The organism is Cellulomonas xylanilytica (assembly GCF_007989805.1).
GTDB lineage: Bacteria > Actinomycetota > Actinomycetes > Actinomycetales > Cellulomonadaceae > Cellulomonas > Cellulomonas xylanilytica.
This window is the reverse complement of the sequence record NZ_BJUB01000009.1, coordinates 154,069-165,739: the sequence shown is the minus strand read 5'-3', so window position 1 is coordinate 165,739 and position 11,671 is coordinate 154,069. Positions and strand designations below refer to the sequence as shown.

10 protein-coding genes and 1 tRNA gene are annotated in these 11,671 nt (G+C 73.8%); 1 reads left to right on the top strand and 10 read right to left on the bottom strand.

What is annotated here, in order from left to right; genetic code table 11:
- Positions 1–130: 130 nt before the first annotated feature.
- The 6 genes from CXY01_RS14955 to CXY01_RS14930 form a co-directional block, all read right to left on the bottom strand.
- Positions 131–206: transfer RNA gene (locus tag CXY01_RS14955), tRNA-Thr, on the bottom strand.
- Positions 207–239: 33 nt separating this feature from the next.
- The gene (locus CXY01_RS14950; RefSeq protein WP_146928408.1) at positions 240–1,148 is read right to left on the bottom strand and encodes a hypothetical protein; all 909 of its coding nucleotides are present in this window, start codon (positions 1,146–1,148) and stop codon (positions 240–242) included.
- Between the two features lie 46 nt (positions 1,149–1,194).
- Complete coding sequence (locus CXY01_RS14945) at positions 1,195–2,760, bottom strand: alpha/beta hydrolase (protein ID WP_146928405.1); 1,566 nt, start codon at positions 2,758–2,760, stop codon at positions 1,195–1,197.
- A gap of 88 nt (positions 2,761–2,848) precedes the next feature.
- The gene (locus CXY01_RS14940; protein WP_146928401.1) at positions 2,849–3,985 is read right to left on the bottom strand and encodes a DNA polymerase III subunit delta'; all 1,137 of its coding nucleotides are present in this window, start codon (positions 3,983–3,985) and stop codon (positions 2,849–2,851) included.
- On the bottom strand, positions 3,982–4,611 hold the full coding sequence (gene tmk, locus CXY01_RS14935; RefSeq protein WP_146928399.1) for a dTMP kinase: 630 nt from the start codon (positions 4,609–4,611) through the stop codon (positions 3,982–3,984). The genes CXY01_RS14940 and tmk overlap by 4 nt, the downstream gene beginning before the upstream one ends.
- A 29-nt stretch (positions 4,612–4,640) precedes the next feature.
- Complete coding sequence (locus tag CXY01_RS14930; RefSeq protein WP_146928397.1) at positions 4,641–5,648, bottom strand: Gfo/Idh/MocA family protein; 1,008 nt, start codon at positions 5,646–5,648, stop codon at positions 4,641–4,643.
- Positions 5,649–5,884: 236 nt separating this feature from the next.
- Here CXY01_RS14930 and CXY01_RS14925 point away from each other — a divergent pair, with 236 nt between their 5' ends.
- Positions 5,885–6,349, top strand: coding sequence for a hemerythrin domain-containing protein (locus CXY01_RS14925; RefSeq protein WP_186813418.1), 465 nt, complete (start codon positions 5,885–5,887; stop codon positions 6,347–6,349).
- 82 nt (positions 6,350–6,431) lie between these two features.
- Here CXY01_RS14925 and topA read toward each other — a convergent pair whose 3' ends face one another.
- From topA to CXY01_RS14905, 4 genes are all read right to left on the bottom strand, one after another.
- Entirely contained in the window at positions 6,432–9,161 is a 2,730-nt protein-coding gene (gene topA, locus CXY01_RS14920) for a type I DNA topoisomerase (protein ID WP_146928393.1), read from the bottom strand.
- Between the two features lie 70 nt (positions 9,162–9,231).
- Positions 9,232–10,179 carry a phosphatase PAP2 family protein gene (locus CXY01_RS14915; protein WP_246125388.1) on the bottom strand — a complete coding sequence of 316 codons (948 nt, stop codon included), beginning with the start codon at positions 10,177–10,179 and terminating at the stop codon, positions 9,232–9,234.
- 63 nt (positions 10,180–10,242) lie between these two features.
- The gene (locus CXY01_RS14910) at positions 10,243–10,569 is read right to left on the bottom strand and encodes a hypothetical protein (protein ID WP_146928389.1); all 327 of its coding nucleotides are present in this window, start codon (positions 10,567–10,569) and stop codon (positions 10,243–10,245) included.
- Between the two features lie 123 nt (positions 10,570–10,692).
- Complete coding sequence (locus CXY01_RS14905; RefSeq protein WP_146928387.1) at positions 10,693–11,631, bottom strand: NAD(P)/FAD-dependent oxidoreductase; 939 nt, start codon at positions 11,629–11,631, stop codon at positions 10,693–10,695.
- Positions 11,632–11,671: the final 40 nt, after the last annotated feature.

The window sequence follows — 11,671 nt, the reverse complement described above, 5'->3', positions numbered from 1 at the left end:
GTTCGTGGGTGGGAGCACACCGAGAGCTGGGCACGCCACGCTGCGCGCGAACAGGAGAGAGCAGCCGAGACTGCCGATCACGGCGAAGGCCCCATGTCCAGCGTCTCCGCTGGTCACAGGGCCTTCGAGGTGGAGCCGCCTAAGAGAATCGAACTCTTGACCTTCTCATTACGAGTGAGACGCTCTGCCGACTGAGCTAAGGCGGCGTCGTCGGGACCCGAGGACCCCGGCGAGCCCGCTTACTGTACCTGGCGTACCCCCGGCGCTCCAAAGCGAGGGAGGCAGGCGACCGCTGCGGCGGTGAGAGCGACGGCGTCCTCGGCGAGGGCGGCCTGCCAGTCGGGGACGCGTCCGGCCGCCCACGTGCGCCAGGCCACTCCCCCGTACGCCCCGGCGAGCGCGCCCGCCGCGCCCGCGACGGCGGGGACGAAAGGTCGCGCCCCGGCACGTGCCGACAGGAGCGTCGCACCGATCACCCCGGAGCCGGCGCGGACGAACGCTCCTCCGTGCTCGAGGCGGCTGGGGGCGACGGGAAGCTTGTCGGCGACCACCTCGCCGGCCACCGCCAGCGCCGCACCGGCGCGCACCGCCGGTCGGTGGTCGCCGGTGATCGTCGGACCCGCCGGGCCCAGCGAGGACCGGGCACCGGCGGCCCACCCGAGCAGCACGGATCGCAGCACGAGGCCGGCGCGCGGCCGGTCGCGCGGGGGATCGTCGTCGAGGCGCGTGAGCGTGCCGTGCACCGCCGCCCCGAACGCGAGGTGCGGGAGGACGTCCGCCGCCCAGTCGGCCGCCGTCCAGTCGCGCGGGTCCGTCACGCCGAGGCGGGCCATCGGCACGTCCGTGGCCGCCATCGTCGCCGCGCCGATCGCCACCGGCCCGGGGCGGAAGCCCGCAGCGCGGACCAGCGCGGCGGCCACCCCGGCACCGAGCCCGACGCCGATCCCCGCCAGGGCGGCGACGCCCTCACGGCGGTTGTCCAGCGTGGCGCCGGAACCGGGGAGGCGCGCCCCGAGGAGCCTCGTCACGGTGTCGGCGGGCACGGAGCTCGCCGGGCGGCCGCGCACGGCCATGTCGAGGTAGGTCACGGCGGTGAGCACGACGGTGCCCGCCGCGCCGGCGATCAGTCCGCGGGTGATGGCTGCCATGCAGCCACGGTCACCCGGCACACCCGGTGCGGCAACCGGAGCGTGCTCAGCAGCGGGTGCCCTCCGCGGGGACGGCCCCGGTGAGCAGGTAGGCGTCGACAGTGTCGGCGATGCAGTCGTTCGAGGAGCCGTACGCGGTGTGGCCCTCGCCCTCGTAGGTCAGCAGGACGGCCGACGACAGGAGGTCGGCGAGCTGCTCGGCCCACCGGTAGGGCGTGGCCGGGTCGTTCGTCGTGCCGACGACGAGGATCGGCGCGGCGCCCTCGGCGGCGTACGAGTCGAGACCGCCCACCTCGGGCACGGGCCACTGGGCGCACACGGTGCCGCCGTAGCCGAAGAAGTACCCGACGGTCGGGGCCGCCTCCTGGATCTGGGCCGCCTCCGCGCGCATCGCGTCGAAGTCCGCGGGCGCGCGGCTGTCGAGGCAGTTGATCGCGTAGAACGCCACGGTGGAGTTGGTGCTGAAGGTGCCGTCCGGCTGGCGGTCCGAGTACTGGTCGGCCAGCTGCAGCAGGAGGGAGCCGTCGTTCTGGTCGATCGCGGCGGTCAGCGCCTGCGAGAGCAGCGGCCAGTACGACTGCGCGTACAGCGGCAGCGCGATGCCGTAGAACGCGAGCGAGCGGGTCAGCGCACGGTCGGTGCCGGTGGGCAGGGGGTTGGCCTCGGCGCGCTCGAACAGCTCGGTGATCTGCGCGAGCCCGTCGTCGACCGACCCGTCGAGAGGGCACCGGGCGCCCGCCTGGCAGTCGGTGATGTAGGCGCGCAACGCGTTCTCGAAGCCGACGGCCTGACCCTCCGACGCCTCCGCGGACGTGAGGTTCGGCGGGAGGGCGCCGTCGAGCACGAGGCGGCCGACCGTCGCCGGGAAGAGCGAGGCATAGGTGGCGCCGAGCGAGGTGCCGTAGGAGAACCCCAGGTACGTGAGCGTGTCGTCGCCGAGCGCCGCGCGCAGGACGTCCAGGTCGCGCGCTGCCGAGACGGTGTCGACGTGACCCAGGGCGGCCCCCGTGTTCTGCTCGCACGCGGCACCGAGCTCGCCGTACATGTCGATGACGTCCTGGATCCCCGCATCCGTCGAGTAGTCCGGGTCGTACGCGATGATCTCGTCCAGACCGGGGCCGTCGACGCACTCGACCGGGCTGGAGCGCTGCACGCCGCGCGGGTCGAACCCGACGAGGTCGAACTGCCGCGTGATGTCGGAGCTCACCATGCCCGCGACCTGGCTGACGAAGTCGACGCCCGACGCGCCCGGGCCGCCACGGTTGAGCAGCAGGGAGCCGATCGGCTCGCCGCCGGTGGCCTTCTTCCGGGCGAGCGCGATCCCGATCTCCGGCCCTGCGGGGTCCGCGTAGTCGAGCGGCACCTGCGCGGTCGCGCACTCACCCTGCGCGCACGTGACCCACTCCAGCTGCTGCCCGTAGAAGCGGGCCAGCTCGCCCGTCACCTCGACCGTCGGCGAGCCCGGCACCTCACCCGCCGCCTGGTTCTTGGGCGCCACGCAGCCGGCCAGCAGGACGACGACGACCAGGACGGCGGACAGCAGTGCGACGGTGCGGTGCCGCGGGTCGCGTGCGACGCCCGTGGGCGCGACGAGGCGGGCGGAGAGCGGCATGCGCCCACGGTAACCGTCCAGCCTGAGCGGTCGTCCCCGCGTCCGCCGGATGCCCCGGACCGTCACCCGATCTGCACAGGGACGCGCGTCAGCCCTGCGGGCGCAGGGCCACCGCCATCGCCTCGACGGCGAGCAAGGGGGCGACGTTCCCCGCCAGACGCGTGCGCGCCTGGCCCACCGCGTCCATCCGGCGCAGCGTCTGCTCGGCGGTGCTCGACCCGGCGAGGGCACGCACCGACTGCTCGTGCTCGACGTTGACCAGCTCGACACCGGCGCCCAGCTGCACGACGAGCACGTCGCGGTACAGCGACAGCAGGTCGACCATCGCACGGTCGAGCACGTCACGCTGCGCCCGGGTGGCCCGTCGCTTCTGGTCCTCCTCGAGCTGCCGGACCTGCGTGCGCAGCGCGGGGGGCAGCGTCGCCGCGCCCTCGGCGCCCATCGACCGCAGCAGCTCCGCCTTCTCCTCGGCGTCCCGCTGCTCGGTCGCCGCCTTGGCGTCGGCCTGCGCGGTCTCGACGAGCTCCCCGGCGGCCAGCACGGCGTCGCCGACCCCGCGGATCTTCGCGGCGATGCCCAGCACGGCGGACCGCCGCGCGCGCGCCTCGGGGTCCCGGGCGAGCCGACGGGCGATCCCGACGTGGCTCTGCGCCGCACGGGCCGCGACCGCCGCGACCTGGGGATCTATGCCGTCCCGCGACACCAGCAGGGCAGCGACCGCGTCGACGGGGGGCACGCGCAGCGCCACGGAGCGGCTGCGGGAGCGGATGGTGACCAGGACGTCCTGCGGGCTCGGCGCGCACAGGACCCAGACGGTGCGGCCGGCCGGCTCCTCGATCGCCTTCAGCAGCGCGTTGCCGCTGGTGTCGTTCAGCCGGTCGGCGTCCTCGATGATGATGACCCGGTACCGGCCCTGCGCCGGCGACCGCTGCGCCAGCTCGACCAGCGGGCGGGCCGTCTCGGCGCGGATGAAGACACCCTCGGTGGCGACCACGGTGACGTCCGGGTGCAGGCCGCGCAGGGTGGTCGTGCAGTCGTGGCAGGTGCCGCAGCCGCCGGTCGCGCACTGCAGCGCCGCCGCGAACGCCCGCGCCGCGTTGGACCGCCCCGAGCCGGGCGGACCCGTCAGCAGCCACGCGTGCGTCATCGCGGACGGGTCCTCGATCGCGTGCCGCAGCACGTCGACGGCGGGCTCCTGACCGACGACGTCGTCCCAGACGCTCACGGCGTCACCCCGAGCAGGGCCGCCACGCGCGCACGGATCTGCGCCGCCAGCTCCTCGACCGGCCGCGTCGCGTCCAGCACGAGCCAGCGCCCCGGCTCCGCCTCCGCGCGTCCGAGGAACGCCTCGCGGGTGCGTCGGTGGAACTCGTCGCCTGCACGCTCCAGCCGGTCCGGGTCCCCGGTCAGCCGCGCCTTGCCCGCGACCGGGTCCAGGTCCAGCAGCACCGTGAGCGCCGGGAGCAGGCCGTCGACGGCCCACAGCGAGAGGCGCTCGACCTCGTCGGCCCCCAGGTCCCGACCGCTGCCCTGGTACGCCACCGACGAGTCGAGGTAGCGGTCGGTGACCACCACCGCGCCGCGGGCCAGCGCCGGACGGACCAGCGAGGCCACGTGGTGCGCACGGTCGGTCGCGTACAGCAGGGCCTCGGTCCGCGCGTCGACGTGGTCGCCGTGCAGCACCGCGTCGCGCAGCAGCAGGCCCAGCTCGGTGCCCCCGGGCTCCCGCGTCAGCACGACCTCGCGGCCCAGCCCGGTCAGCCACTCACCCAGCAGGCGCGCCTGCGTCGACTTGCCGGCGCCGTCGCCACCCTCGAACGAGAGGAAGAGGCCCGCGGGATGGGTGGTCACGTGCGCCAGGGTAACCGTCGGGTCCGACGTCACTCCCCGGGGTAGGTGACGCCGACGAGCGAGCGGATGGTGTCCATCGTCCGCAGCACCTCGAGCGTGTTGTCCCACGTCAGGCGCGGGCTCTCCGTCGCGCCCGCGGCGACCTGCCGGGCGACCTCCGCAGCCTCGTACTGCAGACCCTTGGTGCCGGGCTGGTCGAAGTCCCAGACGCGGCCGTCGAGACGCTGCACCCGGAAGGACGTCGGGCCGTAGAAGCTGCCCTTGACCCAGATGTTGCCCTCGGTGCCGGAGATCGTCGCGATGGTCGGCGTCTTGGCCCAGAGCGTGGTCGACAGGGTGGCCTGCGCGCGGTCGCCGTAGGACAGGACGATGGAGATCTGCCCGTCCACGCCGGTCGGCGTGAGCTGCCCGACCGCCTGCACGGCGTCCGGGACCCCGAGGAAGTCGTGCGCGAACGAGACCGGGTAGACCCCGAGGTCGAGCAGGGCGCCGCCGGCCAGCGCGGGGTCGAAGAGCCGGCTCTTCGGGTCGTACGTGAACGCCTGGCCGTGGTCGGCCGACAGGTTGATGATCTCGCCGATCTCCCCGGCGTCGATGACCTGGTGCAGCGCGTAGACGTGCGGCAGGAACCGCGTCCACATCGCCTCCATGACGAACACCCCGGCCGTGCGCGCGGCGGCGAAGACCTCCTCGGCCTCGCCCGCGTTCCGGGTGAACGCCTTCTCGACGAGCACGTGCTTGCCGGCCCGGATGGCCAGCAGCGCCTGCTCCTTGTGCTCGGAGTGCGGGGTCGCGATGTACACCGCGTCCACCTGCGGGTCCTCGACCAGCTCGCGGTAGCCGACGTGCGTGGTGGGGATCCCGTGCGCCGTGGCGAACCGCTGCGCGCGGTCGCGGTTGCGCGAGCCGACGGCCACCAGCTGCGCGCGGGTGTGCGCGTTCACGGCCGCAGCGAACGTGGCGGCGATGTTGCCGGCGCCGAGGATTCCCCAGCGGATCGGCGGTGCGGAACGTGGGTCTTGAGCGCGATCAGCCATGAGCGACAACCTAGCGCGCGACGCGCCGGCACTCCGCCCGGACGGTGGGCCGCCCGCATCCCCTCGCACGAGAACGGCACGTCACGACGGGATCGTGAGTTTGCGACGAGATCGTCAGTTCGAACTGCCGATCTCGTCGCGACGTGACGATCTCGTCACTGGGTCTGGCGTCGCCCAGAGGGCTCCAACGCGGCGGAGACGTTGACGTCGCCGCGGCAGGCTAGTTGGGTGGCGGGGTGTCCGCCGTCCCCGATCGTCTCGCCGCGTGGGGGCAGCAGCTGGTGGAGACGCACGACCGCCTGCGCGACGAGCTGGACCGGCTGCTCGACGGGCTCGACGAGACGTCCGGGCTCACCCCCGACCTCCGGACCCACTGCGTGGCGTTCTGCGGCGCGGTCGGCCGGCACCACACGAGCGAGGACCGGACGGCGTTCCCCGCGCTGGCGGCCCAGTACCCGGAGCTGCAGGACACCCTCGACGGGCTCGCCCGCGACCACCACGTGGTCGCGGGGATCCTGCAGAGCATCGAGGCGGTGCTCACCGGCAGCGACGACCTGGACCGGGCGCGCAGCGAGATCGACGGGCTGGCCGCGATCCTGGAGTCGCACTTCCGCTGGGAGGAGCGCGCGATCGTCGCGGCGCTGGACGGCCTGACCGACAGCGGCGTCGACGCGGAGGCCCTGTTCGGCCGCGACGTCTGACCGGAGGCAGCGCACCGACGCCCGTCGGCCAGAAGCGCCCGGCCGGCCCCGACGCGTGCGGCCGGGACCGTACCGCGTCCGGCTACTTCTTCGCGGCGGCCTTGCTCTTGGCCGGTGCCCGGCGGGCGGGTGCCTTCTTCTTCGCGGGCGCGGACGCGCGCTTCTCGGCGAGCAGCTCGATCGCCTGCTCGCGGGTGATCGACTCGGGCGTCAGGTCCCGCGGCAGGGTCCGGTTGGTGACGCCGTCGGTGACGTAGGCGCCGAACCGGCCGTCCTTGACGGTGATCGGCTTCTCGGAGGTCGGGTCGTCGCCCAGCTCGCGCAGCGGCGGTGCGGCGGTGGCGCCGCGGCCGCGCTTGGGCTGCGCGTAGATGGCCAGCGCCTCCTCGAGGGTCGTCGTGAAGAGGGCCTCCTCCGACGCCAGCGTGCGCGAGTCGGTGCCCTTCTTCAGGTACGGGCCGTAGCGGCCGTTCTGCGCGGTGATCTCGGTCCCGGACTCGGGGTCGACGCCGACGACGCGCGGCAGCGACAGGAGCATGAGGGCGTCGTCGAGCGTGACGGACTGCAGCGACATCGACTTGAACAGCGACGCCGTCCGCGGCTTGGGTGCGGCGGCCAGCGCACGCTTCTGGGCGGCCTGCGACAGGGAGGTGTCGATCTCGGGCTCGGGCAGGATCTCGGTGACGTACGGGCCGTAGCGGCCGTTGCGCGCGACGATCGGCGTGCCCGTCACGGGGTCGGTGCCGAGCACCTGGTCGCCCTCGGGCTGGGTGTCCAGCAGCTCGCGCGCCTTGGCGACGGTGAGCTCGTCGGGTGCCAGCTCCTCGGGCACGGACGTGCGCCGGGTGGTGCCGTCCTCGGCGGGCTCGGCGGCCGAGTCCTCCAGGTACGGGCCGTACCGGCCGACGCGCAGCACGATGCCGTCGCCGATCGGGATCGAGTTGACCTCGCGCGCGTCGATGTCCCCGAGGTTGGCGACGAGGTCCCGCAGACCCTCGCCCTCCTCGTTGCCCGACCCGTCGCCGAAGTAGAACCGGGACAGCCAGTCCACCCGGTCCTTGTCCCCCGCCGCGATCGCGTCGAGGTCCTCCTCCATCTCGGCGGTGAAGTCGTAGTCGACCAGCCAGTCGAAGTTCTCCTCCAGCAGCCGCGTCACCGCGAACGCCAGCCAGGACGGCACGAGCGCCTGCCCGCGACCGGTCACGTAGCCGCGGTCCTGGATCACGGAGATCGTGGCGGCGTAGGTGGACGGCCGGCCGATCCCGCGCTCCTCGAGCGCCTTGACCAGCGAGGCCTCGGTGTAGCGCGGCGGCGGGGACGTGCGGTGGCCGTCGGCGGTGAGGTCGGACGCGGACAGCGGGTCGCCCTCGGCCATCTTCGGTAGGCGGGCGTCGTCCTTCTCCGCCGTCGCCGCGGCCTCGTCGGCGTCCTCCGAGTACCGCGAGACGTCGCGACCCTCCTCGTACGCGGCGAGGAACCCGCGGAAGGTGATGACGGTGCCGGAGGCGGAGAACAGCACGTCGGTGCCGTCGGACGCCGTGGCGCCGAGGCGGACCGAGGCGGTCTGCCCGCGGGCGTCGGCCATCTGCGACGCGACCGTGCGCTTCCAGATCAGCTCGTACAGCCGGAACTGGTCGCCCGACAGCTCCTTGGCCACCTGCGCCGGCGTGCGGAAGTGGTCACCGGCAGGCCGGATGGCCTCGTGCGCCTCCTGGGCGCCCTTGGCCTTGCTGGCGTACACGCGGGGTGCGTCGGGGATGTACTCGGCGCCGTACAGCTCCGAGGCCTGCCGGCGCGCGGCGTCGATCGCCTGCGAGCTCAGCGACGAGGAGTCGGTACGCATGTAGGTGATGTAGCCGTTCTCGTACAGGCCCTGCGCGGTGCGCATGGTCTGCCGGGACGCCATGCGCAGCTTGCGCGACGCCTCCTGCTGGAGGGTCGAGGTGGTGAACGGCGCGGCGGGGCGGCGCGTGTACGGCTTGGTCTCGAGCGACGCGACGGAGAACGCGGAGTCGGCCAGTCCCGCGACCAGGGCGGTGGCCCGCGCCTCGTCGAGGTGGGCGACGTCGGCGGCCCGGAGCTGTCCGGTGTCCAGGAAGTCGCGGCCGGTGGCGACGCGACGTCCGTCGACCGACGTCAGGCGCGCGCTGAAGGACGGCTCCGCGGTGTCCTCGACCGCGAAGGTGCCGGTCACGTCCCAGTAGTCGGCGGCGACGAACGCCATGCGCTCCCGCTCGCGCTCGACCACGAGCCGCGTCGCGACGGACTGCACGCGCCCGGCCGACAGCCCCTGGCGGACCTTGCGCCACAGCACCGGGCTGACCTCGTACCCATACAGCCGGTCGAGGATGCGGCGGGTCTCCTGCGCGTCGACCAGCCGGTCGTCCAGCTCCCGGGTGTTCTCCAGCGCGCGCTGGATGGCCTCGGGGGTGATCTCGTGGAACACCATCCGCTTGACGGGGACCTTGGGCTTGAGCTCCTGCAGCAGGTGCCAGGCGATGGCCTCGCCCTCGCGGTCCTCATCGGTGGCCAGGAAGAGCTCGTCCGACTCCTTCAGCAGCTTCTTGAGCTCGCTGACCTTCTTCTTCTTGTCGGAGTCGACCACGTAGTAGGGCGCGAACCCGTTGTCGACGTCCACCGCGAACTTGCCGAACGGGCCCTTCTTCATGTCCGCGGGCAGCTCGGAGGGCTGCGGGAGGTCACGGATGTGCCCGACGCTCGCCTCGACGTCGTACCCCTCCCCGAGGTACCCGGCGATCGTGCGCGCCTTGGCAGGCGACTCCACGATCACGAGCTTGCGCCCTGCAGACATCAGTCAGGCCCTTCTCAGACTGCGACGGATCGGTCGACCCGTGCGACGTTGGGGACTCTACGGCGTGCCGTCAACCCCGAGGCAATCGCGATGCCGCTGCCTGGCGGAGCAGGAGCATGACCGCGAACGCCAGGCAGGAGGCCATCAGCACCCCGGCGGCACCGCCGAGGTAGGCCGTGACCTGCTCCGCGCGAGCGTCCAGGTCGTCCAGGTTCTGCCACGTGTGGGACAGGGCGACGACGGCGGACGCCCCCGCGCCGACCCCGACGATGAGGAGCGTCGCGACGACGCCGCGCATGGTGGCCGGCGTCGGCGGTGGGTCGGTGGCCAGCCGGAGCGCGCCGGTGGCGGTCGACGGCCGCGCGGGGGTGAGGGCGACCAGCGCGCACGCGATCGCGGTCCACGCCAGCACCACCAGCACGGCCGCGACGACGTCCGACGGCCGGTGCCACTGGCCGATGAGCGTCGAGACGCCGGTGGCCGTGGTGTAGCCGGCGCCGAGCACCGCCGCCCACGGCCGGGCGCGCGGCGGGACCACGAGGAGCAGGGCGGCGGACACCGACGCTGCGGCGGTGGTGTGCCCGCTGGGGAGGGTGTTGCCGTAGTCGGCCTCGACGCCGAGGTCGGGTCGGTCGAGCACCCACTTCTTCAGCACCTGCGTCGTGAGGTTGGCGCCGATCATCAGGACCGCCACCTGGGCGGCGAGCGACCACCGCCGGCGCAGCACCGCGATGAGCATCGCGGCGATCAGCACGGCGACGATGAACCCGACGGACACGACGTCGAGCACGCGCTCGGCGACGCGCCACAGCTGCGTCTGGCCGTACTGGGCGCCCTGGAACGCGGCGTTCTCCACCTGCTGACCGGCGAGCGTGTCGACGAACACGCGCCACAGCAGGAACACGCCCGCGAACGAGGCCGCCGCCACACCGATCGCGACCGCGACCACCACACCGCGCCGGTCGCCGGCGTCGGGCGCCGGCCGCACGATGACGGGGAGGGTGGGGGCGTCGCTCACCGGACAACGGTAGGTCACCCGAAGGGGTGCACCGGCCCCGTTCCGACGTGCAGTCGCACGGGTTCACGGGACGGGCGTCGGCTCCCCCGGTCCGACGACGACGGCGTGCCGGCAGCCGCCCAGCCGGGCTCGCGCGTCGTCGTCCGCGTTGATGCACAGCAGGCAGCCTCCGCGCCGTTCCAGCTCCCGGCCGGCGTCGTCGATCGCGTCGGCGGCGTGCCCGCTGCGCAGGGTCACGGCGGCGAGGTCGAGCACCACGATCGACGCCGTCGCGGCGAGGACGCCCAGCAGGTCGCGGAGCCGGCCCACGTCGGCCCGCCCGAACGACCCGGCCGGTCGCACGTTCGCGGTGAGCCAGGTGGACGGGACGTCTTCAGGATCCGTGCTCATGGCGGGCCTCCCGGCACTGTCGGTCACGCGGTGCTCCACGTGCTCGACCCCCACCTCACCCACCGAGCCTGGGGAACGCCTGGACGCGACCGGCTCCGCGCCTGTGGCTTCGTCGCCCACCCGTCAGGCTGCGGCGTGAGCGGCCGCGACCGCGCGAGCCGTGTCCTCGGCGATCAGGTCCATGTTCAGCGCGGCCGCCGCACGCGTGCCCGCCGCCATCGCACCGGTGACCTGGGCCATGAGGTCGGTCGCGTTGCCCGCCACCCAGACCCCGGGCACCGCGGACGCCCCCATGAGATCGGACGCGGCGTGCTCGCCGACGCCCATCTCGTGCGGCACCGCCGTCAGGCCGAGGCCGGCGAGCCCGTCGAGACGTGCGACGAACCGCGGCATGACCGTGAGGGCCGACCGCTCGACGACCGCACCGGACTCCAGCCGCACGCCGCTGAGCCGGCCGTCGGCGACGAGCACCTCGACGACGACCCCGGGCACCACCTCGATCCCCCGCGCGGCCAGCTGCACGGCCTGCTCGGGGGTCGGCGCCGGTGCGGTGTGCTGCAGGTACACGACGTCGTCGGACCACTGCCGGAACAGCAGCGCCTGGTGGACGGCCCGCTCCGAGGTGGCCAGCACGCCGATCGGCTGGTCGCGCACCTCCCAGCCGTGGCAGTACGGGCAGTGCAGGACGTCGTGGCCCCACCGCTCGCGCAGGCCGGGGATCGCGGGCAGGTCGTCGACGAGGCCGGTGGCCACCAGCAGCCGTCGCGCGCGCTCGGTCGTGCCGTCGTCCAGGGTCACGACGAACCCGTCGGCCTCGCGCTCGGCGGCGACGACGCGGCCGGACCGCACCGACCCCCCGTAGGCCGCCAGCTCGGACCGGCCCCGGGCCAGCAGCTCGAGCGGTGACACGCCCTCCTGCCCGAGGATGCCGTGCACCCCGTCGGCGGGGGCGTTCCGCGGCGAGCCGTCGTCGACCACCAGCACGGACCGGCGCGCCCGCGCCAGCGTCACCGCCCCGCTCAGTCCTGCAGCACCACCACCGATGACGATCGCATCTCTCATGCCGCAAGCATCCGGCGGGTCCGTCCGGATCGGCAAGCAC